This window comes from Brucella pecoris (assembly GCF_006376675.1).
Lineage (GTDB): Bacteria > Pseudomonadota > Alphaproteobacteria > Rhizobiales > Rhizobiaceae > Brucella > Brucella pecoris.
On the sequence record NZ_VEWK01000004.1, the window covers coordinates 214,799 to 236,962 of the forward strand.

Genomic DNA, 22,164 nt, shown 5'->3' on the forward strand with positions numbered 1-22,164 from the left:
GAAAAGATTGCGGCTTTTCAAGAATGCAACCTGCGGATTCAGGCCGCGTTTCGCCTAACCAATGTGATTAACTCGAAATTTTTTTGCGAAGATGTTCAAGAAAAGTGACGCATAGCCCAGCGATCAGCGCCCAGAAAGCGGAGCCAACCCCGAAAAATGCCATGCCGGATGCCGTCACGGCAAAGGTTATCGTTGCAGCAAGACGCTCATGTTCGTCCTTCAGCGCCAGCGACATCGCATTGATGAACGGGCCCGTCAGGGCAAGACCAGCAACAAGGGCGATGAGCGTTACAGGCAATACGGCAAAGATCGCGACCAGCGAGGCGCCGAAAAGGGCAAACACGACATAAATCGCTGCATAGACCGGTCCGGTGAGCCAGCGTTTGCTGTGGTCCGGATGTGCGTCGGGATTGGTGCAGAGCGCTGCCGAGATCGCGGCAAGATTGGTGGTGGAAGCCCCAAAAGGTGCTGTCAGCAAAGAAGCCAGGCCGGTCACGCGCAGGCAGGCGCTGGTTGGCGGTTCATAGCCCGAAGCGCGCAGCACGGCGAAGCCCGGCAGATTCTGCGAGGCCATGGTCACCAGATAGAGCGGGATCGCAATACCGATCATCGCACCCATGTGGAATTCCGGCCAGATGAGGGTAAGCGTCGAGATTTCCGGCGCGGGCAGGGCGGGTGAGCGTCCTGTGATCAATGCGAAGATCATGCCGGTCACCAGAACGGCAATGACGGCAAGCGACGGGTTGAACAGGCGGATGATGAAAAACAGCGCCACCAGCGGCAGGACGAAAACCGGATCGCCGGGCACTGTTTTGGCCGCGGCAATGACGAAACTCAACAGCACACCTGCAAGCATGCCTGACGCGACCGAGGCGGGAATGCGGGAAACGAGTACCGACAATTGGCGGATCAGTCCGGTGGCGACCAGTGCCAGTGCCGTCACGATGAATGCGCCGACCGCTTCCGGCATGGTGAAGCCGGCACTGGCGCCGATCAGTGCCAGCCCCGGTGTGGACCAGGCTGCGATGATCGGCATCTTGTAGCGGATGCTGAGCCAGGCGGAGGAAGCGGCAATCGCAAGGCAGATCGCAGTCACCCAGCTTGCGGTTTCGGCCTGCGTGGCGCCCAGCACCTGCGCTGCAGCAATGATGAGCGCCAGCGTGCCACCGAAACCGACAATGGCCGCAACCGCCGAGGAAGCGAAAACCGAAAACCGCATGACCGTACTCCGTTACGATTTTTCGCTGATGCGTTCTGCCAGCCCGGACACGGTGCGGATCAGAAGGTCGAGATCCTGTGGTCGCGACAAGCGATGATCGCCGTCGCGCACCAGCGTCAGGGTCACGTCATCGACGGGCAGGTGTTCCACAAGCGTCAGCGCATGCTTGTAAGGAACATCCGGGTCCTGCACGCCCTGCAGGATATGAACCGGACAGCCGGTCTCGATGATGCCTTTGAGAACCAGATTCTTTCGCCCGTCCTCAATCAATGCGCGGGTATAGACATAAGGATTGGGCGAATAGTCGGACGGTTCTTCGAAATAGCCCTTTTCCTGAAGATCGTTTTTCTGCGTATCGGAAAGCGTGGGCTCTACGAGCACGGCGGTAAAATCGGGAGCCGGCGCGATCAGCACGATACCGGCAGGCGACTTGCCTTCTTTCTTGAGCTCCTGCGCCATGCGCAGCGCGATCCAGCCTCCCATGGAGGAGCCGACAAGAATCTGCGGGCCTGTCGCAAATTGCCGGTAGACCGCGAGGCTTTCGTTCAGCCAGCGCGAGATGGTGCCCTGATTGAAATCGCCGCCGGATTCGCCATGGCCGGAATAATCGTGTCTGAGCGCACTGTGCCCGGTCTGCTCTGCCCATTCGTCGAGAACGACTGCCTTGGTGCCCAGCATGTCGGAACGATAGCCGCCGAGCCAGACTACCCCCGGAGATTTGCTTCCGGCTCTGTAACGCAGGGCGATTTTCGCTCCGTCCACGTCGATGAATTCCGGCCCCGCAGCGCTCATTTCAAATCTCCTCAATTTTCGGGATTGTTTTGGCATGTTCGTAATTGAGTGAAAACCCGCCATCTGGTGCGAGGCCCTTGAAATGACGGCAAATGTGACCGATATGCCGCTTGTCTCCCGCGAAATGACGCCAAAAAGAACGTTTATCACGCGGGGGTGATTTTTCCTGTCAAAGATGCTATTGACTTCGCCGCCTGCTTGACGACATTTCCGCGATCAACTGCGGTTTGATCGGGGATATGCCGTCTGGCAGCAAGTATCCGACCGCATGAGACGTAACAATTCAGGAGATAACGACCATTCGCCGACCCTTCAGAGCGACGCCGGTTCAGAAAGATGGACCGCGCTCCAACCGTGATATCCGGGTTCCCCGGGTTCAGCTTATCGATGCCGAAGGCCAGAACCACGGCGATGTTTCCATTCAGGAAGCTATCGCCATGGCAGAGGAAGCGGGCCTCGATCTCGTTGAGATCGTGCCGAACGCAGAGCCTCCGGTTTGCAAGATCGTCGATCTCGGCAAGCTGAAGTATCAGAATCAGAAAAAGGCCGCCGAAGCACGCAAGAAGCAGAAAACGGTTGAAATCAAAGAAATCAAGATGCGACCGAACATCGACACCCATGATTATGAGGTGAAGATGAAGGCTGCTCTGCGTTTCTTCGAGGAAGGCGACAAGGTCAAGGTTACCTTGCGTTTCCGTGGACGCGAAATGGCGCACCAGGAACTTGGCATGAAGCTTTTGCAGCGTGTCAAGGAAGACACGGTCGAAATCGCCAAGGTTGAGTCCGAGCCGAAGCTTGAAGGCCGTCAGATGATGATGGTTCTCGCTCCGCGCTGAACATTTCGAAATGCCTTGGAAAAGCCGCCTTCGGGCGGCTTTTCATTTGCCCCGACAAATATGGGATCGTGGAACTTCAATGAAGACTTTGGGCGAACTGGGTAAATATCAGCAGCGTCGGCGTCTTGCGATCGGTGCCGTTATAGTACTTTTGGTCGTGGCGCTGCTTTTCGTGAGATCGCAATCGACCGGGCATTTTCATGAGTATATCGAGGCGTTCGGTCTTAGCCTGATCGTTGCGGCCATTATCGGGCGCATGTGGTGCACGCTCTATATCGGCGGGCGCAAGAGCGCGGAAATCGTGCGGAGCGGGCCGTATTCGGTTACGCGCAATCCGCTCTATGTCTTCAGCAGCATCGGTGCGATGGGTATCGGCGCGCAGACCGGCAGCATCATCATTGCTGCGGCATTCGGCGTGCTGTGCTATCTCGCTTTCTCGGTTGTCATCCGGACGGAAGAGAAATTCCTCAAGCAGAATTTCGGTCAGCCGTATGAAGCCTATTGCGCGAGTGTGCCGCGTTTCTTCCCGAAGTTTTCGCTGTTTCGCGACGATAAGGAGCTGATCGTCCGGCCTGACCGGATCTACCGCACCTTTACGGACGGTCTGGTGTTCTTCGTCGCCTATCCGTTCTTTGAGTTCGTGGAATATTTGCAGGACAGCCACGTCCTGCCGGTGCTTCTGCGACTTTATTGAGGTTTCGGCTGCGATTCAGCCCAATTCAGGCATTGCGTTTTGCGGTCTTTAAGCCTATAAGGCCGCGTTCGAACCGCCCGGCAGGGCATGCCGTGGCGGTTTCGTATGCTTTTCAGGCTTGGTCAGTCTGGAAGTAAAAACACTGTTCCTGTGTGACGCAGGCACGAGCGCCCTTAAAGCAAGAGGCGTGGAGTGCCGCAGACACGACGGGGACTAAACAAAGGAGTAGCAAAATGCCCAAGATGAAGACCAAGTCGGCCGCCAAGAAGCGGTTCAAAATCACTGGCACTGGCAAAGTTGTAGCTGCGGCTGCAGGCAAGCGTCATGGCATGATCAAGCGCTCGAACAAGTTCATTCGCGATGCACGCGGCACCATGGTGCTCTCGGAAGCAGATGCGAAGATCGTAAAACAGTTCCTGCCTAACGGCCTCTAAGCCGCTGTCCTTTAAGGAGATCATAATATGGCACGCGTAAAACGCGGCGTTACTTCACACGCCAAGCACAAAAAAGTTCTCGATCAGGCTGCCGGTTTCCGCGGTCGTCGCAAGAACACCATCCGCACCGCTAAGGCTGCAGTTGACCGTTCGAAGCAGTATGCTTACCGCGACCGTAAGAATCGCAAGCGTACGTTCCGCGCTCTCTGGATCCAGCGCATCAATGCTGCTGTCCGCGAACAGGGCCTGACCTATGGCCGTTTCATCGACGGTCTGGCAAAGGCTGGTATCGAGATCGACCGCAAGGTTCTGTCCGACATCGCAATCCACGAACCGGATGCATTCGGTGCGCTGGTTGCATCGGCAAAGAAGGCTCTCGAATATCTCAAGAACACCGAGACGCCGAACGCTTTTGAAGGCGCTGTCCGCTAAGCCAGCCGCCTTTCCCAAGCAGTATCGATAATTTGGGGACCCGCGCTGGCTCGGCTGGCGCGGGTTTTCTCGTTTTAGGGATTCCAATCGGGCATGAAGGATGAACCGGGCAAGCTGAGACTGGATCTGGATGCGGATGATCTTCGCAGCCTGCTGGTTTTGCTTGTTCAGAGCCAGGGCAAGCGTATTTCCAGCGCTGTCATTGGCGGTCATCGCGTCTGGATCAAACGCTACGATGCCGAAAGGCGTCCACTTGCGAAGCGCCTGCACAGCCTGATTTCACCGCTTCTTCTCTATCCGTTCCTGCGCAGCCCGAAAGAGGTGGGGGAAGCAGGCATGGCCGACCGTGAAGAGCGTAAGATGCACGCTTTTCTAAAGGCGGGTTTTCAGGTGCCTGGAATTGTCTATCGTCAGGGCGCGGTGATGGTTTTGAGCGATGTTGCGCCGATCATTCAGGATAGGCTGGACCAGTTACGTCGTGATGATCCGCAAGGCCATGACGCGCTTCTCGTCCACTGTGCCCGCGCTTTGGGTGAGGCCCATGCGGCAGGGCTCTGCCATGGGCGTCCGCATCCGCGCGATTTTTTCGAGAAGAACGGCGTTGCCGGTTTTCTGGATTTCGAGGAGGAGCCGGAAACGGTGATGCCGCTTGCCGCCGCACAGGCGCGCGACGTATGGCTCCTGTTCTTCCAGATCACCGCGCAGGCGCGTCTTACGGGGACGCCGCAAAGGGCATTTGAAACCTATCGCGCGGCGGCGCCGTCTGCGGTGATCCCTGAACTGAAGAAAATCGTCGGGTTTTTCCGATTTACCATCGCGCCGCTGAGGCTGCTCCGTCGGATATTTTTAGGCGGTGACGGAAGACGGCTTTTGCAGGCGATGGAATTTTTTGACGCCAATCTTGATGCGTCTCACCAATCAGGCCAAAGAGAGTGACGACAACGCTTCTTTGGCTGCAAAGCGAAATATGTGGAGCGCTGCAAGCGCAACAGGGAACCCAAGACAAGAGGCGTGGAGCGCTGCAAGCGCGACAGGGAACTCAAAACAAGAGGCGTGGAGCGCTGCAAGCGCGACAGGGAACTCAAAACAAGAGGCGTGGAGTGCTGCAAGCGCGACAGGGAACTCAAAACAAGAGGCGTGGAGTGCTGCAAGCGCGACAGGGAACTCAAAGCAAGAGGCGTGGAGTGCCGCAGGCACGACAGGGATTTAAATGATGAGTGATCTAGAACAACTCGAACGGCAAATTCTCGAAGACATTGCGGCGGCGGCTGACGAGCCTGCTATCGAAGCCGTGCGTGTCGCAGCACTTGGCAAGAAGGGCTCGGTTTCGGAAAAGCTGAAGACGCTGGGCAGCATGACGCCGGAAGAGCGCCAGGCGCAGGGACCAGCCATCAACGGCCTGAAGAACCGCGTCACTGAAGCGCTGACCGAGCGCAAGACAGAGCTGCGCAAGCAGGCCATTGCAGCGCGCCTTGAGCGTGAGAAGGTCGATGTAACCTTGCCGGTACGCGAAAGCGCTGCTGCGCGCGGTCGCATCCATCCGATTTCACAGGTTATCGATGAAATCACCGCGATTTTTGCCGATATGGGTTTCTCGATTGCCGAAGGCCCGGATGTCGAGACCGACTATTATAATTTCACGGCGCTGAACTTCCCCGAAGGCCATCCGGCACGCGAAATGCACGACACGTTCTTCTTCAATGCAGACGAGAAGGGTGAGCGCAAGCTGTTGCGCACGCATACCTCGCCCGTGCAAGTGCATACGATGGAGAAGTTTGCAGCGCTGCGCGACAAGGAAGGCCGCGACGAACCGATCCGCATCGTCATTCCGGGCAAGACTTATCGCATGGACTCTGACGCCACTCATTCGCCGATGTTCCATCAGGTCGAAGGTCTGGTCGTCGACAAGTCGGCTAACGTCGCCAACATGAAGTGGGTGCTCGAAGAGTTCTGCAAGGCTTTCTTCGAAGTGCCTTCAGTCAAGATGCGCATGCGTCCAAGCTTCTTCCCGTTCACCGAACCATCGGTTGAAGTCGATATTCAGTGCGACCGTTCCGGTCCGCATGTGAAGTTCGGCGAAGGCAATGACTGGCTGGAGATACTGGGTTGCGGCATGGTGCATCCGAACGTGCTGCGTGCTTCCGGCTACGATCCGGACGTCTATCAGGGCTTCGCATGGGGCATGGGCATCGATCGCATCGCCATGCTGAAATACGGTATGCCTGACTTGCGCGCCTTCTTCGATGCCGATGTGCGCTGGATCGAACATTACGGTTTCCGTCCGCTCGACATTCCGACGCTTTTCGGCGGACTGAGCGCGTAAGGACAGGAAGGGACAAGACACATGAAATTCACGCTTTCCTGGCTCAAGGATCACCTTGAAACCGATGCGACGCTCGATCAGATCGTCGAGAAGCTGACCGATATCGGTCTGGAAGTGGAATCGGTCGATGACCGCGCTGCTTTCAAGGCCTTCAAGATCGCCAAGGTCGTGAGCGCCGTTCAGCATCCGGATGCCGACAAGCTGCGCGTTCTTTCGGTCGATACGGGCGAAGGCCAGCCGGTTCAGGTCGTCTGCGGCGCACCGAATGCCCGCGCCGGTCTCGTCGGTGTTTTGGGCCGTCCTGGCGACTATGTGCCGGGCCTCGATGTCACGCTTTCGGTCGGCAAAATCCGCGGTGTCGAAAGCTTCGGCATGATGTGTTCCGAGCGCGAGCTGGAACTCTCTGACGAACATAACGGCATTATCGACCTGCCTGACGATGTTCCGGTCGGTGCCAGCTTTGCAGCCTATATGGGCCTTGATGATCCGATCATCGAAATCGGCCTGACGCCAAACCGCGCTGATTGCACTGGCATTCGCGGCATTGCGCGCGATTTGGCCGCTGCCGGTCTTGGCACGCTCAAGAACACGCTGCCGGAAGCAGTCAAGGGTGAAGGCGAAACGCCGGTCAAGGTCATACTGGATCAGGATGCCGAAAACCCGTTCTGCACCGGTTTCGCACTGCGCATGGTCAGGGGTGTCAAGAATGGCCCAAGCCCGAAATGGATGCAGCAGCGTTTGAAGGCCATCGGCCTGCGCCCGATCAATGCACTGGTGGACATCACCAATTACGTGACCTTCGATCAGGGCCGTCCGTTGCACGTCTTCGACGCGGCCAAGGTCAAGGGCAATCTGACAGTGCGTGCGGCGAGGGACGGTGAAGCCATTCTCGGTCTTGACCAGCGCGAGTACAAGTTCAAGCCGGGCATGTATGTGATTGCCGATGAAAACGGTCCCGAATCGATTGCCGGTATCATGGGCGGTGAGCATTCCGGCTGCGACGAAAACACGGTCGATGTGCTGATCGAATCCGCTCTGTGGGATGCACGCATGATTGCGCGCACGGGCCGCGAGCTGGGCATCGTCACCGATGCGCGCTATCGCTTCGAGCGTGGCGTCGATCCGGAAATGATGGTGCCGGGCGCGGAGATTGCGACCAAGCTGGTTCTCGAACTCTGCGGCGGTCAGCCGACGGTGCTCGATGTGGTCGGCTATACCAAGCCAGCGCCGCGCGTCATCGATTTCCCGGTAACGGAAGTGAAGCGTCTTACCGGTATCGAAGTTTCCTATGACGCATCTTTCGACATTCTGAAGCGTCTTGGCTTCGACGTTGAAGGTGACGGCAAGGTCATCAAAGCAACCGTGCCAACATGGCGTGGCGATGTGGAAGGCAAGGCCGACCTCGTTGAAGAAGTCATGCGTATCCACGGCATCAATCAGATCGAACCACAGCCGCTGCCGGGCCTTGGCACGGTCAACGGTCGTATTCTGACGACACTGCAGATCCGTACACGTCTGGCACGCCGCACACTCGCTTCGCGCGGCATGATGGAAGCTGTGACCTATTCCTTCATTTCCGATGCGCAGGCCAAAGCGTTTGGCGGCGGCAAGCCAGAACTGAAGCTGGCAAACCCAATTGCAGCCGACATGTCGGATATGCGTCCTTCGCTTCTGCCGGGCCTGCTTGCTGCCGCACAGCGCAACGCGGATCGCGGTTTTGGCGATACGGCATTGTTCGAAGTGTCGGGCATCTATGAAGGCGACAAGCCTGAGCAGCAGCGTCGTGTGGCTGGCGGCATTCGTCGCGGCACGGCTGGCGTTGAAGGTTCGGGCCGTTTCTGGGCTGGCAATGCAGCACCCGTTGGCGTCTTCGATGCCAAGGCTGATGCTTTGGCTGCCCTTGAAGCTGCCGGTGCTCCGGTTGATCGTATCCAGATCGAAGCCGGTGGTCCTGAATGGTTCCATCCGGGTCGTTCGGGCACACTGAAGCTTGGACCGAAGGTGGTTTTGGGCACTTTCGGCGAGTTCCACCCGGACACGTTGGAAGCGCTTGATGTTTCAGGTGCGCTTTGCGGCTTTGAAGTCTATATCGATGCGATCCCTGAGCCGAAAGCAAAGGCAACCCGCACCAAGCCTGCACTCAACCTGTCGCAGTTCCAGAGCCTCAAGCGCGATTTTGCGTTTGTGGTGGATGCAAATGTAGAGGCCGGGAATGTCGTGAAGGCGGTCTCAAGCGCTGACAAGAAACTGATCGTCGGCGTTCAGGTGTTCGATATCTTCACAGGCGCATCGCTTGGCGAAGGCAAAAAGTCGATCGCGGTTGAAGTGCTGCTGCAGCCACAGGACCGTACTCTGACAGACGAAGATCTGGAAGCGCTGTCGAAGCAGGTCGTGGCCAGTGTGGCCAAGCAGACCGGCGGCGTCCTTCGCGGATAGGCATGAAACAAAAAGCCCGGTTTCAAGCCGGGCTTTTTACTTTGGCGGGCATGGCGCGCATGGCCATATCGATGATCTTCTGCACAGCGGCGCGTGAATTGCCATCGCGGGCTTCAAAGGAAATGCTCTGCTGGATCATGTGATAGAACTCGGTCATTTGCGCAATATCGGAATCGGGCGGTAGGTCGCCCGTCTCTATCGCTCGCTGCAAGCGCCTGGAAAGCCGGTCATGATTGGCGTGGCGGATAGCCTGGAGAAATTCCTTCACAGGCACGTTTTCCGGTTTGCACTGGATTGAGCTGACGCTGATCATGCAGCCGCCCGCCGGACAGACGAAAGCACTGTCCGCGCTCAGTTCCAGCCATTGGCGCATGCCTTCATGAATGGTGGTCGCGTTTTCCAGTGCATCGAAAGGAGCCGCGCCGATGGTGCGGCGATAATAGTCGACGGCTTCACGAAACGCCTGTTCCTTGTTGCCGAAGGCGGCATAGAAACTCGGCGGCGTGATGCCGATGGCGGTCGTGAAGTCGTTGATCTGGGCACATTCATAGCCTTTGGCCCAAAAAACCTTCATCACCTTGTCCAGCGCTGCATCGCGGTCGAAGCTGCGCGGGCGTCCGCGTGGAACCATTTTTCTCCCTTTCTGTAATCACCCTTATATAATTCTCTTGACCCTTTCGGGCAAGGCGATATTAATTATGTAGTCTATACTATATAAATAGGATTCGTCCCATGAACGATACGTGCGAATCCGCCCTTGCGGCGGAAGGGGTTTCTGCGTCTTCGAGAAAAGCGCGCGCAATCCCGCTGGTCGTCTATTGCCTCAGTCTCGGCGTCTTTGCGCTCACGACCTCCGAACTCATGATTTCGGGCATGCTGCCTTCGCTTCAGGTGGCATTCGACCGTTCCATCGCCGATATCGGCAATCTGATCTCGCTCTATGCGCTTGGCATGATGATTGGCGGGCCGCTGGTCACGGTCCTGTTTCTGGCACTGAAGATCGAGAACAAGCGGGGGCTTCTGATTCTGCTTGTATTTTATGCGGCGGCGCAAAGCGTGGCCGCGTCCACGAGCAGCTTCCAGGTTCTGCTGATCGCGCGTGTTCTGACCGGCATGGCGGCGGCAACGAGCTTTGGGCTGATGCTTGCCATCACAGCGCAGCTTGTCGGACCGGAACTGCGCGGGCGGGCTTCATCGCTGGTCTTTGCCGGCCTCATGCTCTGCACAGTCTTCGGCGTGCCCATCGCGACCGCGATCACCAATGCGTTCGGCTGGCGGGCGAGCTTCTGGGCCATTGTAGTCCTGATTCTAGTTTGTGCGCTTGTCATCGCAATCAAGATTGAGTCGTCGCCCGATACGCCGCAGGCCGATCTGCGTTCGGAGCTGAAGGAGATGCGCAAGCCGAAGCTCTGGGCCGCCTATGCCACCAGCGCGCTGGTCATCGGTTCGTCCTTCGCCGTCTACAGCTATCTGTCGCCGATCACGGTGCAGCTTGCGGGCTTCTCGGCGATGCAGGTGCCATTGCTGCTTGCAGTCTATGGCGGTGCCAATATCGTTGGTAACTATGTCACGGGTCGCTTTGCCGACCGTCACACGATCCCGACTATCGCCATCGGCCTCGTGTTGATGCTGTCGGCCATGCTGATTTTCGCGCTTTTCGCAGAGCTGAAACCGGCTGTAATCCTTGCCATCGTGATGATCGGCCTGACGGGCATTGCGCTTAATCCGGCTTTCATCGCGCGGGTAATGCGGATCGCGCATCCCGGAGCGCTTGTGAACGCCATGCATGCATCCGTCATCAATATCGGCCTCGGGTTTGGGCCGTGGATTGGCGGACAGGCAATGGAGGCCGGCTATGGCCTGCATGCGCCGCTATGGGTCGGCTTTGCCATGACGCTGGTCGGACTTCTGACGCTCGCGCCACCAGCTCTGCGTAGGATGTAAAAAAGGGGAGCCCTAGGGCTCCCCTTTTATTTGGAGCATTTATCAAAGACCGGTCAAAGCAAGCTGCTGTTCGTTGTAACGCTTGCCTGCGATCAGGTCGGGCGCGGATACCTCGTCCAGACGCTGGAGATCTTGCTCTGTCAGCACGATGTCCACGGCTTTCACATTGTCTTCCAGATGATGGATCTTGCGAACGCCGGGGATCGGCACGATGAAATCCCCTCGGCTCAAAACCCATGCCAGCGCCAGTTGCGCGGGCGTGACATGCTTTTCCTGTGCGATCTCGACGATGCGATCCACCTGCCGGTTGTTTGCTTCCAGATTGCCCGGCTGGAAACGCGGCAGTGTCTTGCGGAAATCGTCTTCGGCGAGATCGGACTGTGAACGCAACGTGCCGGTCAGCATACCGCGCCCAAGTGGGCTATAGGGTACGAAACCGATACCGAGTTCACGGCAGACCGGCAGCACATTGTCTTCCGGATCGCGTGCCCACAGCGAATATTCACTTTGCAGCGCGGCGATGGGATGGACCGCATGCGCGCGGCGCAAGGTGGTGCTACCTGCTTCCGAAAGACCGATGGCGCGTATCTTTCCCTCATCGATCAGGTCTTTCAAAGTGCCAACCACATCTTCAATCGGCACCGATGGATCGACGCGGTGTTGGTAGAACAGATCGATTACATCGATGCCTAGCCGTTTCAGGGAGGCCTCGGCTACCTCTCGGATATGTTCGGGACGGCTGTCGACACCCTTCATCTGGCCGTCTTCGATCTTGAAGCCGAACTTCGTTGCAATGGTCACCTGGTCCCGGAATGGCTTAAGCGCTTTGCCGACGAGTTTCTCGTTCTCGAACGGACCATAGACCTCTGCCGTATCGAAAAATGTCACGCCAAGATCGACGGCGCGATGCAGCGTGCGGATCGCATCCTGCTCATCCTGTCCGCCATAAGCATAGGTCATTCCCATGCAGCCGAAACCAAGGGCAGAAACGCTCAAGTGCTGGCCGAGTTTGCGCTGTTGCATTGTAGTTCCTTTCGAATGACTGATTGAAAGTACTGAAAATTGTGAGGGAAAATCGGGAGGAGATTCTGGCAGAATGCGCCTTCATGGTGGCTGCATTCGAGCCAAGGACCATATCGCAAACAATAAAACGGGGCGATCAATTCGATAATACCGATTTATTTTCACAGCTTGTTCTGTAATTTATAACAATGAATCGAAGCCAACTGTCACAGCTTGCCGTTCTTGCTGCTGTCGCGGCCCATGGAAGTTTCCGTGGCGCGGCGCGGGAATTGGCGATTGCGCCTTCGGCAGTCAGTCACGCGGTAGCAACGCTGGAGGACAGTCTGGGTGTGCGCCTGCTTGCCCGAACAACGCGCAGCGTCGCACCGACGGAGGCCGGGCGACAATTGCTGGAAAGGCTGGCACCGGCGCTTGAAGAGATCAATGCGGCTCTGGGCGCCGCCGTCGATTCGCGGGATCGCCCGTCGGGGGTACTGCGAATCACGGCGCCCTATGTGGCTGCCCAGATGGTCATCGCACCACGCCTCGGCGAATTCGTCAGGGCTTATCCCGACATTACACTCGATCTGCGGGTGGAAAATGGCTTCACCGATATTGTTGCAGCGGGCTTCGATGCCGGGGTGCGTCTCGGTGAAAGCCTTGAAGCGGATATGATAGCAACGCGGCTCACCGGGCATGTTCGTGCGGCAATCGTCGCGGCACCGGCTTATTTTGAGAACCACCCGGTTCCGGTCGAGCCGCGCGATCTCCTGCATCACACCTGTATTCGCCACCGTTTCCCGAGCGGACGAACCTATCGATGGGAGTTCGAAAGAGTGGGCGAGGCGCAGGAAATCGCTATCGAGGGGCCGCTGATCGTCAATGACGACAGGGTTATTCTGGAAGCAGCTCTGAACGGTACCGGGCTTGCCTATCTGTTCGAAGACTATGTTCACGAAGCGTTGGCGGAAGGGCGGCTTGTCCGGGTTCTGGAAGACTGGTGCCAGCCCTTCGCCGGGCTTCATCTCTATTATCCAAGCCGTCGTCAGATGCGCCCGGCGCTGCGCGCATTCATCGATTTTTATCGCCACGTATCGGGACAAGGTCAGTGAAGGAAATGCCGGATCACTTGCGTCATGCGGGTTTGTCGCTCGCGGAACAGCGGAATATCTTTTCACAGATGATTCTGGAAAATCCGATGCTGGCTGATGCACTGCAACGGTTGCAAGAACTGGAGGGAGAGGCATCCGAATTCTGGCTCGTCTCAGGCGCGCTCTACAACAGCATTTGGAATCAGCTAACCGGGCGACCGGTGCTACACGGGCTCAAGGATCTCGATATCATCTATTTCGACGGCAGCGATCTTTCCTGGGAAGCGGAGGATGCGGTCATCTCGCGCGGGGCAGACGTCTTCCGCGATTTTCCGCTTCCGGTAGAGATTCGCAATCAGGCGCGGGTGCATCTGTGGTTCGAAAAGCGCTTCGGACAACCCTACGCTCCGCTTCGTTCCGCGACCGAATCGATAGAGCGCTATGCGACGATTGCCCATTGCGTGGGCGCACGGCTGGCAAAAGACAACGAGCCGGCAGATTACAGGCTGCTCATCCACGCTCCTTTCGGCCTTGATGATATTTTTTCGTTTCGCATTCGGCCCAATCGTGCCATCGATAACCGCGAAACGCATGAAATCAAGGCGGAACGCGCGCTGAAATTCTGGCCGGAACTGATCGTTCAGGGCTGGGATACGCCGGAATGAGCCCGGATCTTTGCTTTGAATAAAAGAGGGAATAGCATGTTTCGTTGGGGTATTCTTTCAACCGCCAAGATCGGTGTCACCCAGGTGATTCCAGCACTTTGCGCCTCCGATAATGGCGTCGTTCATGCCATTGCGAGCCGCGACCAGTCGCGGGCGCGCGCCGTTGCCGACCGTTTTGGTGCACCGCTGGCCTTTGGTTCCTATGAAGAACTGCTGGCAAGCGACGCCATCGATGGCGTCTATATACCGCTGCCGACGTCACAGCATATCGAATGGAGCCTCAAGGCGGCTGAAGCGGGCAAGCATGTCCTGTGCGAAAAGCCGATCGCGCTCAAGGCCGACGATATCGACCAACTCATCGCAGCGCGCGACAAGCATAAGGTCACGCTGGCCGAAGCCTTCATGGTCTATTATCATCCGCAGTGGATCAAGCTGCAGCAACTTCTGGCCGAAGGTGCTATCGGTAAGCTTCGCCATGTGCAGGGCGCTTTTTCCTATTTCAATGTCGATCCGGGCAATATGCGCAACCAGCCGGAACTGGGTGGTGGCGCTCTGCCGGACATCGGCGTCTATCCGACCGTGGTAACCCGCATGGTCACCGGCCTGGAACCCGTATCGGTCCAGGCGTCGGTCGAATATGACCCGGCTTTTGGCACTGATCGTTATGCCAATGTTTCAGCCCGCTTCGACGGCTTTGACCTGACCTTCTACGTCGCCACGCAGCTTGGCGCTCGCCAGACGATGGTTTTCCACGGCGACAAAGGCTTCATCGAAGTTTATGCACCGTTCAATACCGGCAAATACGGTCATGGCAGTATCGCGCTTTTCGATGCCGGTCATACGAAGGCGACGGAATGGTCGTTCAGTGACGCCAATCATTATCAACTTCAGGCCGAAAGCTTTGTGCGGGCGGCGCGCGGCGACAAAGATGCGCGGCTTTTCTCGCTTGAAAATTCGAAAGCGAACCAGAAATTCATCGACGCGATCTATCGTGCGGCAAAAGACGGTGGATCGACTATGGTATGATGGCCGGTGCGCACTATGTTGTGCTGCGGCCCCAATTTTGTACAGTGAACGGTCCCTGTCAGGGTTTCCGGGTGTGGAATCTGCATTAGCTTGGCTCTTGTGACTTGCAGTAAAAAACCGCGTTTCTTATATACGCCACGCACAGGGCATTGATGTCAGGCCAGAAACCGGTTCGGTGTCTGGACATGCATCTGGAAGCAAGCATTGTGAAACCTATAGGAACCGCCCGTGGAACGCTCGGTAGAGGTCTTGGCGGTTTGCTGAATGGAGAGAAATATGGCTAAAGTAATTGGTATCGATCTGGGAACGACCAACTCCTGCGTATCCGTCATGGACGGCAAGAACGCGAAGGTCATCGAAAATGCTGAAGGTGCGCGTACAACCCCTTCGATCGTTGCGTTCTCCGATAGTGACGAACGTCTCATCGGTCAGCCTGCAAAGCGTCAGGCCGTCACCAATCCGGAAGGTACCATTTTTGCGGTCAAGCGCCTGATCGGTCGCCGCTTTGATGACCCGATGGTTACCAAGGACAAGGACCTGGTTCCGTACCAGATCGTCAAGGGCGACAATGGCGATGCCTGGGTTGAAGTCCACGGCAAGAAATATTCCCCGTCGCAGGTCTCTGCGATGATTCTTCAGAAAATGAAGGAAACCGCTGAGTCCTATCTCGGCGAAACGGTTACGCAGGCGGTTATCACCGTTCCGGCCTACTTCAACGATGCACAGCGTCAGGCAACCAAGGATGCCGGCAAGATTGCCGGTCTTGAAGTTCTGCGCATCATCAATGAGCCCACCGCTGCTGCACTCGCTTACGGTCTCGACAAGAACGAAGGCAAGACCATCGCTGTTTATGATCTTGGCGGCGGCACCTTCGACGTGTCGGTGCTTGAAATCGGCGACGGTGTCTTCGAAGTGAAGTCGACCAACGGCGACACCTTCCTCGGCGGTGAAGACTTCGACATGCGTCTGGTCGAATATCTGGTTTCCGAGTTCAAGAAGGAAAGCGGCATCGACCTCAAGAACGACAAGCTCGCTCTGCAGCGCCTCAAGGAAGCTGCCGAAAAGGCCAAGATCGAACTGTCGTCGTCGCAGCAAACCGAAGTCAACCTGCCGTTCATCACGGCTGACCAGACTGGTCCGAAGCATCTTGCCATCAAGCTGTCACGTGCCAAGTTCGAAAGCCTGGTAGACGATCTCGTCCAGCGCACGATCGAGCCTTGCAAGGCAGCGCTGAAGGATGCCGGTCTCAAGGCTGGCGAAATCGACGAAGTGATTCTGGTCGGCGGCATGACGCGCATGCCGAAGATTCAGGAAGTCGTGAAGGCCTTCTTCGGCAAGGAACCGCACAAGGGTGTCAATCCTGATGAAGTCGTCGCCATGGGCGCGGCCATTCAGGCAGGCGTTCTGCAGGGCGATGTCAAGGACGTTCTGCTGCTCGACGTGACCCCGCTTTCGCTGGGTATCGAAACTCTGGGCGGCGTGTTCACTCGTCTGATCGAGCGCAACACCACGATCCCGACCAAGAAGTCGCAGACCTTCTCCACCGCCGAGGACAACCAGTCGGCCGTGACGATCCGCGTCTTCCAGGGCGAGCGTGAAATGGCCGCCGACAACAAGATGCTGGGCCAGTTCGACCTCGTCGGCATTCCGCCCGCGCCGCGTGGCGTGCCGCAGATCGAAGTGACCTTCGACATCGACGCCAATGGTATCGTCAACGTGACGGCCAAGGACAAGGGCACCGGCAAGGAACACCAGATCCGCATTCAGGCGTCTGGTGGTCTGAGCGATGCCGACATCGAAAAGATGGTCAAGGACGCCGAAGCGAATGCCGAGGCGGACAAGAAGCGTCGTGATGCCGTTGAAGCCAAGAACCAGGGCGAGAGCCTCGTTCATTCGACCGAAAAGTCGCTGAGCGAATATGGCGACAAGGTTTCGGCCGACGACAAGAAGGCCATCGAGGATGCTCTGGCAAGCCTCAAGGCCTCGCTTGAAGGCGAGGATGCCGAGGACATCAAGGCAAAGTCGCAGACGCTCGCCGAAGCTTCGATGAAGCTCGGGCAGGCCATGTATGAAGCCGCTCAGGCTGCTGAAACCGGCACTGCCGGCGGTAGCGAAGAGGCGGCTTCGAACGACGATGTTGTCGACGCCGATTACGAAGAAATCGACGACGACAAGAAGAAGTCGTAATTCTAAGCTCAATACGCTCAAGCCCGGGGCTCTGCCCCGGGCTTTTGCCAATTTTTGAGATGTTTATATTCGCAGGTTTTGTATAAGCCTGCATGTTGGCCGGTGTCAGTGAAAAGACCGATGGAAGTATCGGGAAAATCAGCTTCTGTTTGAAAAGTCGCTCTGGCCTGCATACATCTTGATGAGCATGAGACGGTTTCGGGCAAAGTGGGTGTTGATGCTGGAACCCGGAGTGTCGCTCCGACATAGTGTGTCGGATGGTGCTTCGATAAATGAACAATTGGAAACGCTGGCCCCTGACAAGTGTTGAACGCTTCGGGGCGTGTCGCACGAATCTGGGGACCGGTTTCGGGATACGATGTCCGTGAAAGCAAAAGGCGCGTTCCTGTCGCCGGGATAACGAACTGATGAAGATCGACTACTACGAAGCTCTGGGTGTGGAGCGAACTGCAGACGATAAGGTGCTCAAAACCGCCTTTCGCAAGCTCGCCATGGAGTACCATCCGGATCGCAATCCGAACAATCCGGATGCGGAACGCAAGTTCAAGGAAATCGGCGAAGCCTATGAAACGCTGAAAGACCCGCAAAAGCGCGCAGCCTATGACCGTTTCGGTCATGCTGCCTTTGAAAATGGCGGCATGGGCAACGGCTTTGGCGGTGGTGGTTTCGGTGGAGCCGGTGGGTTTGCCGATATTTTCGAAGATATTTTTGGCGAGATGATGGGCGGCGGTCGCCGTCGCTCCAATGGTGGACGCGAACGCGGCGCCGATCTGCGCTACAATATGGAAGTGACGCTGGAAGAAGCCTATTCCGGCAAGACTGCGCAGATCCGCGTTCCGACCTCCATCACTTGCGACGAATGCTCTGGCTCCGGTGCCAAAGCCGGTTCTCAGCCGACCACTTGTACAATGTGTTCGGGTTCGGGCCGTGTTCGCGCTGCTCAGGGCTTTTTCTCGGTGGAACGTACCTGCCCGACCTGTAACGGTCGCGGACAGATCATCAAGGACCCTTGCGGCAAGTGCCATGGTCAGGGCCGTGTGACTCAGGAGCGCTCGCTTTCGGTCAACATTCCGGCTGGTATCGAAGATGGAACCCGTATTCGTCTCGCAGGCGAAGGTGAAGCTGGAACGCGCGGTGGTCCGTCGGGCGATCTTTATATCTTCCTGTCGGTCAAGCCGCATGAATTTTTCCAGCGCGACGGCTCCGACCTTTATTGCAAGGTGCCGATCTCGATGACGACAGCGGCGCTGGGTGGGCAGTTCGAAGTTTCGACACTCGATGGCACACAGACGCGGGTCAAAGTTCCGGACGGCACGCAGAACGGCAAGCAGTTCCGCCTCAAGGGTAAGGGCATGCCGGTTTTGCGACAGGCGGCAGTCGGCGATCTTTATATACAGATCGACATAGAGACGCCGCAGAACCTGTCAAAACGCCAGCGTGAACTGCTGGAAGAGTTCGAAAAACTTTCTTCGCAAGAGAACAGCCCGAAATCAGCCGGGTTCTTCTCAAGGATGAAAGAGTTCTTCGAAGGTATCGGAGAGTAATAAAGGGAGCCTTTGGGCTCCCTTTTTTGTTCTTTTCCTTATTCCCGCCTTGCTTAGGGAATTCAAAGCGGCATAAACTTGTCCAATAACGACAATGGGAGCAGCAAGCATGGCAGGACAGCTCGGCAGGAAACTGGCCGCTAAGTTCGATGAGGAGATCCGTTTTTTCAAGGGATGGATAGACGGGCCGAAAGCGGTCGGCGCTATTTTGCCGACGAGCTCCATTACCGCGCGCCGTATGGCAAGCGTCATCGACACCGGCTCCGGTCTTCCGGTTCTGGAGCTTGGACCCGGCACAGGTGTTATTACCAAGGCGATCCTGAAACAGGGTGTCAAACCGGCCGACCTTTATTCCATCGAATATTCGCAGGACTTCGTGGATCACCTGAATACGGCCTTTCCAGAGGTCAATATCATTCAGGGTGATGCATTCGATCTCGACACTGCGCTGGGCGAGAAGAAGGACCAGAAATTCGACTGCATCATCTCTGCTGTGCCGATGCTCAATTTCCCGATGGATCAGCGCATTAAGCTGGTGGAAAGCCTGCTTTCGCGTGTTCCGCGCGGACGTCCGCTGATACAGATCACCTATGGTCCCTTGCCGCCGGTTCCCGCTGGGCGTGGCAATTATATTGTCCAGCACTATGATTTCGTGGTGCGGAACGTGCCACCGGCTCAGCTTTGGGTTTATCGCAGTCCGTTGGTCTAGATTTTTCATTGCGGAGTTCCGGTATGACCGCACGTATTCTCGTTTTTGCGGGTTCAGTTCGCATAGGCGCTTTCTCCGGCCATATGGCGGATGCTGCTGAAAAGGAACTGCAGGCACAGGGGGCGCAGGTCACGCGCATCACACTTGCCGATTATCCGCTGCCGATCATGGATCAGAATCTGGAGAATGAGCATGGCGTTCCCGAGAACGCCATGCGCCTCGGACGCCTGTTCGCGGAACAGGACGGGCTGATGATCTGCTCGCCGGAATATAATGCCTCGATCCCGCCACTTCTGAAAAACACCATCGATTGGGTGAGCCGCATTTCCAGGGACGGGGATAGGCCGTTCAAGCCCTATGCCGGTCTGACGGTCGGTCTGTGCTCCAGCTCTGACGGCATGTTCGCCGGGATGCGTGGACTTTACCATTTGCGTGCGGTTCTGATGAATGTCGGTGTGCAGATCGTCACCGAGCAATGCTCGGTGGGGCATGCGTCCGCAGCGTTCAACGAGGATGGAACATTGAAAGAAGAGCGCAGCGCCAGAATGCTCTCTGCCGTCTGCCGCAGTCTTATCGAGCGGGTGGAAGAAGCAAAAAACTGATGCCCTTTCTTTCGTAACACGGCTCTAAAGTGATACGAATTTCGGATTCGCCACACCGTCATCTTTCGTATCGGGCATTGTTGTGCGAAGAGAGTAAAAATCACCACGGAGACTCTCATGACGACGACACACTTGCGCGATCATTTGATCGTGGGCCTCGACGTGCCGACCATTGCCGAGGCTGAGAAGGCCGTCGAAGAGCTGGGCGATGCCGTTTCTTTCTACAAGATCGGCTATCAGTTGGTTTTTGCGGGCGGTCTCGACTTTGCAAAGAGCCTTGTCGCGGCGAAGAAGAAAGTCTTCCTCGACATGAAGCTGCTCGACATCGACAACACCATTGCAAAGGGCGTTGAGAATGTTGCGAAGATGGGTGTTTCCATGCTCACCCTGCATGCTTATCCGAAAGCGATGCGGGCAGCGGTCGAAGCCGCAAAGGGATCGGACCTCTGCCTTCTGGGCGTGACGGTTCTGACCTCGATGGACAATGCCGACCTGCAGGAAGCCGGTTATTCTGACGATGCGGAAACGCTGGTGCTGAAACGCGCCCGCCAAGCGCGCGAGGCGGGTATGGGCGGCATCGTTGCTTCCGCCGTCGAAGCGGCAGCCATTCGGCAGGCAGTGGGGTCTGACATGGCTATCGTGACGCCTGGCATTCGTCCGGCAGGTGCAGAAGTCGGCGACCAGAAACGGGTCATGACCCCTGCCGACGCCTTGAAGGCCGGTGCCAGCCATCTGGTCGTTGCCCGCCCGATCGTCGGTGCGGTTGATCGCAAAGCCGCAGCCCTTGCCATTCTCGACGAAATGCGCTCGGTTGCGTGAAAGAAATCGGAGGAGAGAGTATGACGAAAGCCTATTGGATTGCCCGTGTCGATGTCCGTGATCCCGAGCGATACAAGGACTATGTTTCGACGGCGAAACCTGCGTTTGAGCGTTATGGTGCAAATTTCATCGCGCGCGGCGGTAAGGCTGAGGCGGTCGAGGGGCAGGGCCGCGCTCGCAATGTGATCATCGAATTCGAGACCATGCAACACGCGCTCGATTGCTACAATTCGCCGGAATATCAGGCGGCGAAGGCGATCCGCCAGACGGTTGCCGACGGCGAGATCATGATCGTCGAGGGTGTTTGAAATCATAGGGCCCGGAAGGGCCCTTTTTAGAGCATAATCCGACCGGAGTGAAACGAGGATCGATAAGATTATGCTTGAAATAGAAGAAGTTAGAGCGCCGATCTGATCATATCAGATCGAAACGCGCTCTAATTGCACTCTAAAGCCGGACCGGCGGATCGTGCCGCCCGGCAAGTGTGAGATCGAGCAGCAACACCTTCCCAGCATGAGGGTCCGAACGGCGGGCCTCTTCATCAAGCCCTTCATTGGCGCTCGTCACGATCATCACCGTTGCATCCGGTCCGACGAATGCCGGGCAGGAGGGCTGCCGGACAGGCAGCGAAACGGAACGGATCAGGTGCCCCTGCGGTGAATAGGCATTGAGCGAACTGCCGCCCCAGCAGGCATTCCACAGCGTGCCTTCTCCATCCACAACCGATCCGTCGACGCCACCTTCTTCGGCCCGGTGATGGAAGACGCTTTTGTCCGATATCGGCAATCCGGTTTCTGGATCAGTGTCGACCCGCCAGATGATATTGCGATCCGTATCGGCGAAATAGGCGATTTTTCCGTCGGGAGAAAAGCAGATCGAATTGGTGATCGTAATGCCGGAGAAAAGCTTTTTTACCTGGCCCTCGCGATACCACCAGATCGAGCCTGCGTCGGTCTCGGCCTTTTTGCCCATTGTCCCGATCCAGAACGATCCCGATGGATGTACGCGCGCATCGTTGGAACGGGTGACTTCATTATCGGCTTCAAGCGGATAATGAAGGGACAATCGCCCATTGGAGCGCTCGCGAATGAACAATCCATGCTCGCTGACGATCAACTGCCGGTCGCGATCGATGACGGCAAGGGCGCTGGCTTTCATGCCGAGGGCGTGGATGTGGATTTCGCCGCTGTCCCAGTTTTTCTCGATCAGTTTCTGGCCGAGGATGTCGAACCACCAGACGTTTCCGCTCAGAGGATCATAGCCGGGGCCTTCGCCGAGTTGCGCTACATGATCAGCAAACAGGGTAGTTTTAACGACGGTCAATTTTTCCTCCCGAAACGGACGAACCGATTACAACCAGCATAGACAACGGATGAAAGCCGATCCAGTTGAACTTCACACATTGGAAA

At 56.9% G+C, this 22,164-nt stretch carries 22 protein-coding genes; 17 read left to right on the plus strand and 5 right to left on the minus strand.

Features of this window, described 5'->3' with window-relative positions; translation table 11 throughout:
* Window positions 1-67: 67 nt before the first annotated feature.
* Together FIB18_RS09990 and FIB18_RS09995 are read right to left on the minus strand one after the other, a co-directional pair.
* Window positions 68-1,219: a benzoate/H(+) symporter BenE family transporter gene (locus tag FIB18_RS09990; RefSeq protein ID WP_140020566.1), complete on the minus strand. Its 1,152-nt coding sequence runs from the start codon at window positions 1,217-1,219 to the stop codon at window positions 68-70.
* Window positions 1,220-1,231: 12 nt separating this feature from the next.
* Window positions 1,232-2,011 (minus strand): alpha/beta hydrolase, encoded by a 780-nt coding sequence (locus tag FIB18_RS09995; RefSeq protein ID WP_140020567.1) that lies wholly within the window; start codon window positions 2,009-2,011, stop codon window positions 1,232-1,234.
* A 299-nt stretch (window positions 2,012-2,310) separates the two neighbouring features.
* Here FIB18_RS09995 and infC point away from each other — a divergent pair, with 299 nt between their 5' ends.
* From infC to pheT, 7 genes are all read left to right on the plus strand, one after another.
* Complete coding sequence (gene infC, locus FIB18_RS10000) at window positions 2,311-2,847, plus strand: translation initiation factor IF-3 (RefSeq protein WP_012091035.1); 537 nt, start codon at window positions 2,311-2,313, stop codon at window positions 2,845-2,847.
* Between the two features lie 79 nt (window positions 2,848-2,926).
* Complete coding sequence (locus tag FIB18_RS10005) at window positions 2,927-3,541, plus strand: methyltransferase family protein (RefSeq protein ID WP_140020568.1); 615 nt, start codon at window positions 2,927-2,929, stop codon at window positions 3,539-3,541.
* 233 nt (window positions 3,542-3,774) lie between these two features.
* Window positions 3,775-3,975 (plus strand): 50S ribosomal protein L35, encoded by a 201-nt coding sequence (gene rpmI, locus FIB18_RS10010; protein WP_024898386.1) that lies wholly within the window; start codon window positions 3,775-3,777, stop codon window positions 3,973-3,975.
* A 27-nt stretch (window positions 3,976-4,002) separates the two neighbouring features.
* Window positions 4,003-4,407 carry a 50S ribosomal protein L20 gene (gene rplT, locus FIB18_RS10015; protein ID WP_105543029.1) on the plus strand — a complete coding sequence of 135 codons (405 nt, stop codon included), beginning with the start codon at window positions 4,003-4,005 and terminating at the stop codon, window positions 4,405-4,407.
* A 93-nt stretch (window positions 4,408-4,500) separates the two neighbouring features.
* Entirely contained in the window at window positions 4,501-5,343 is an 843-nt protein-coding gene (locus FIB18_RS10020; protein WP_140020569.1) for a BUD32 family EKC/KEOPS complex subunit, read from the plus strand.
* A gap of 277 nt (window positions 5,344-5,620) precedes the next feature.
* The gene (pheS, locus tag FIB18_RS10030; RefSeq protein ID WP_140020571.1) at window positions 5,621-6,730 is read left to right on the plus strand and encodes a phenylalanine--tRNA ligase subunit alpha; all 1,110 of its coding nucleotides are present in this window, start codon (window positions 5,621-5,623) and stop codon (window positions 6,728-6,730) included.
* Window positions 6,731-6,751: 21 nt separating this feature from the next.
* Window positions 6,752-9,166 carry a phenylalanine--tRNA ligase subunit beta gene (gene pheT / locus FIB18_RS10035; RefSeq protein WP_140020572.1) on the plus strand — a complete coding sequence of 805 codons (2,415 nt, stop codon included), beginning with the start codon at window positions 6,752-6,754 and terminating at the stop codon, window positions 9,164-9,166.
* Between the two features lie 22 nt (window positions 9,167-9,188).
* On the opposite strand, the gene FIB18_RS10040 is transcribed toward pheT, so the two are convergent.
* On the minus strand, window positions 9,189-9,797 hold the full coding sequence (locus FIB18_RS10040) for a TetR/AcrR family transcriptional regulator (RefSeq protein WP_140020573.1): 609 nt from the start codon (window positions 9,795-9,797) through the stop codon (window positions 9,189-9,191).
* 101 nt (window positions 9,798-9,898) lie between these two features.
* Between FIB18_RS10040 and FIB18_RS10045 the strand changes: the two genes are divergently transcribed.
* On the plus strand, window positions 9,899-11,110 hold the full coding sequence (locus FIB18_RS10045; protein ID WP_140020574.1) for an MFS transporter: 1,212 nt from the start codon (window positions 9,899-9,901) through the stop codon (window positions 11,108-11,110).
* 42 nt (window positions 11,111-11,152) lie between these two features.
* Here FIB18_RS10045 and FIB18_RS10050 read toward each other — a convergent pair whose 3' ends face one another.
* Window positions 11,153-12,133 (minus strand): aldo/keto reductase, encoded by a 981-nt coding sequence (locus FIB18_RS10050; RefSeq protein ID WP_140020575.1) that lies wholly within the window; start codon window positions 12,131-12,133, stop codon window positions 11,153-11,155.
* Between the two features lie 188 nt (window positions 12,134-12,321).
* Here FIB18_RS10050 and FIB18_RS10055 point away from each other — a divergent pair, with 188 nt between their 5' ends.
* The 9 genes from FIB18_RS10055 to FIB18_RS10095 all read left to right on the plus strand — a co-directional run bounded on the left by FIB18_RS10055 (window position 12,322) and on the right by FIB18_RS10095 (window position 21,063).
* Window positions 12,322-13,224 carry a LysR family transcriptional regulator gene (locus tag FIB18_RS10055; protein WP_140020576.1) on the plus strand — a complete coding sequence of 301 codons (903 nt, stop codon included), beginning with the start codon at window positions 12,322-12,324 and terminating at the stop codon, window positions 13,222-13,224.
* A gap of 5 nt (window positions 13,225-13,229) precedes the next feature.
* Window positions 13,230-13,868: a nucleotidyltransferase family protein gene (locus FIB18_RS10060; protein ID WP_210296086.1), complete on the plus strand. Its 639-nt coding sequence runs from the start codon at window positions 13,230-13,232 to the stop codon at window positions 13,866-13,868.
* A gap of 36 nt (window positions 13,869-13,904) precedes the next feature.
* Complete coding sequence (locus FIB18_RS10065; protein WP_140020578.1) at window positions 13,905-14,894, plus strand: Gfo/Idh/MocA family protein; 990 nt, start codon at window positions 13,905-13,907, stop codon at window positions 14,892-14,894.
* A 276-nt stretch (window positions 14,895-15,170) separates the two neighbouring features.
* Window positions 15,171-17,081, plus strand: a complete 1,911-nt coding sequence (gene dnaK / locus FIB18_RS10070; RefSeq protein WP_140020579.1) for a molecular chaperone DnaK — start codon at window positions 15,171-15,173, stop codon at window positions 17,079-17,081.
* Between the two features lie 407 nt (window positions 17,082-17,488).
* Window positions 17,489-18,625, plus strand: a complete 1,137-nt coding sequence (dnaJ, locus tag FIB18_RS10075; protein WP_140020580.1) for a molecular chaperone DnaJ — start codon at window positions 17,489-17,491, stop codon at window positions 18,623-18,625.
* Window positions 18,626-18,734: 109 nt separating this feature from the next.
* A complete protein-coding gene (pmtA, locus tag FIB18_RS10080; RefSeq protein ID WP_140020581.1) occupies window positions 18,735-19,334 on the plus strand; it encodes a phospholipid N-methyltransferase PmtA in 600 nt (199 codons plus the stop codon).
* A gap of 23 nt (window positions 19,335-19,357) precedes the next feature.
* Window positions 19,358-19,936, plus strand: a complete 579-nt coding sequence (locus FIB18_RS10085) for an NADPH-dependent FMN reductase (RefSeq protein WP_140020582.1) — start codon at window positions 19,358-19,360, stop codon at window positions 19,934-19,936.
* A 117-nt stretch (window positions 19,937-20,053) separates the two neighbouring features.
* The gene (gene pyrF / locus FIB18_RS10090) at window positions 20,054-20,755 is read left to right on the plus strand and encodes an orotidine-5'-phosphate decarboxylase (RefSeq protein WP_140020583.1); all 702 of its coding nucleotides are present in this window, start codon (window positions 20,054-20,056) and stop codon (window positions 20,753-20,755) included.
* A gap of 20 nt (window positions 20,756-20,775) precedes the next feature.
* A complete protein-coding gene (locus tag FIB18_RS10095) occupies window positions 20,776-21,063 on the plus strand; it encodes a DUF1330 domain-containing protein (RefSeq protein WP_105543043.1) in 288 nt (95 codons plus the stop codon).
* Between the two features lie 139 nt (window positions 21,064-21,202).
* Here FIB18_RS10095 and FIB18_RS10100 read toward each other — a convergent pair whose 3' ends face one another.
* Window positions 21,203-22,078 (minus strand): SMP-30/gluconolactonase/LRE family protein, encoded by an 876-nt coding sequence (locus FIB18_RS10100; protein WP_140020584.1) that lies wholly within the window; start codon window positions 22,076-22,078, stop codon window positions 21,203-21,205.
* Window positions 22,079-22,164 lie beyond the last annotated feature (86 nt).

Excerpts from the sequence above, each read along its gene's own strand:
- pheS (WP_140020571.1), top strand. The coding sequence starts at position 5,621 with ATGAGTGATCTAGAACAACTCGAACGGCAAATTCTCGAAGACATTGCG.
- rplT (WP_105543029.1), top strand. The coding sequence starts at position 4,003 with ATGGCACGCGTAAAACGCGGCGTTACTTCACACGCCAAGCACAAAAAA.
- FIB18_RS10005 (WP_140020568.1), top strand. The coding sequence starts at position 2,927 with ATGAAGACTTTGGGCGAACTGGGTAAATATCAGCAGCGTCGGCGTCTT.
- pheT (WP_140020572.1), top strand. The coding sequence starts at position 6,752 with ATGAAATTCACGCTTTCCTGGCTCAAGGATCACCTTGAAACCGATGCG.
- dnaJ (WP_140020580.1), top strand. The coding sequence starts at position 17,489 with ATGAAGATCGACTACTACGAAGCTCTGGGTGTGGAGCGAACTGCAGAC.
- FIB18_RS10085 (WP_140020582.1), top strand. The coding sequence starts at position 19,358 with ATGACCGCACGTATTCTCGTTTTTGCGGGTTCAGTTCGCATAGGCGCT.
- FIB18_RS10045 (WP_140020574.1), top strand. The coding sequence starts at position 9,899 with ATGAACGATACGTGCGAATCCGCCCTTGCGGCGGAAGGGGTTTCTGCG.
- FIB18_RS10060 (WP_210296086.1), top strand. The coding sequence starts at position 13,230 with ATGCCGGATCACTTGCGTCATGCGGGTTTGTCGCTCGCGGAACAGCGG.
- pyrF (WP_140020583.1), top strand. The coding sequence starts at position 20,054 with ATGACGACGACACACTTGCGCGATCATTTGATCGTGGGCCTCGACGTG.
- FIB18_RS09990 (WP_140020566.1), bottom strand. The coding sequence starts at position 1,219 with ATGCGGTTTTCGGTTTTCGCTTCCTCGGCGGTTGCGGCCATTGTCGGT.
- FIB18_RS10040 (WP_140020573.1), bottom strand. The coding sequence starts at position 9,797 with ATGGTTCCACGCGGACGCCCGCGCAGCTTCGACCGCGATGCAGCGCTG.
- FIB18_RS10020 (WP_140020569.1), top strand. The coding sequence starts at position 4,501 with ATGAAGGATGAACCGGGCAAGCTGAGACTGGATCTGGATGCGGATGAT.
- FIB18_RS10055 (WP_140020576.1), top strand. The coding sequence starts at position 12,322 with ATGAATCGAAGCCAACTGTCACAGCTTGCCGTTCTTGCTGCTGTCGCG.
- FIB18_RS10095 (WP_105543043.1), top strand. The coding sequence starts at position 20,776 with ATGACGAAAGCCTATTGGATTGCCCGTGTCGATGTCCGTGATCCCGAG.
- pmtA (WP_140020581.1), top strand. The coding sequence starts at position 18,735 with ATGGCAGGACAGCTCGGCAGGAAACTGGCCGCTAAGTTCGATGAGGAG.
- FIB18_RS10065 (WP_140020578.1), top strand. The coding sequence starts at position 13,905 with ATGTTTCGTTGGGGTATTCTTTCAACCGCCAAGATCGGTGTCACCCAG.
- FIB18_RS09995 (WP_140020567.1), bottom strand. The coding sequence starts at position 2,011 with ATGAGCGCTGCGGGGCCGGAATTCATCGACGTGGACGGAGCGAAAATC.
- FIB18_RS10050 (WP_140020575.1), bottom strand. The coding sequence starts at position 12,133 with ATGCAACAGCGCAAACTCGGCCAGCACTTGAGCGTTTCTGCCCTTGGT.
- dnaK (WP_140020579.1), top strand. The coding sequence starts at position 15,171 with ATGGCTAAAGTAATTGGTATCGATCTGGGAACGACCAACTCCTGCGTA.
- rpmI (WP_024898386.1), top strand. The coding sequence starts at position 3,775 with ATGCCCAAGATGAAGACCAAGTCGGCCGCCAAGAAGCGGTTCAAAATC.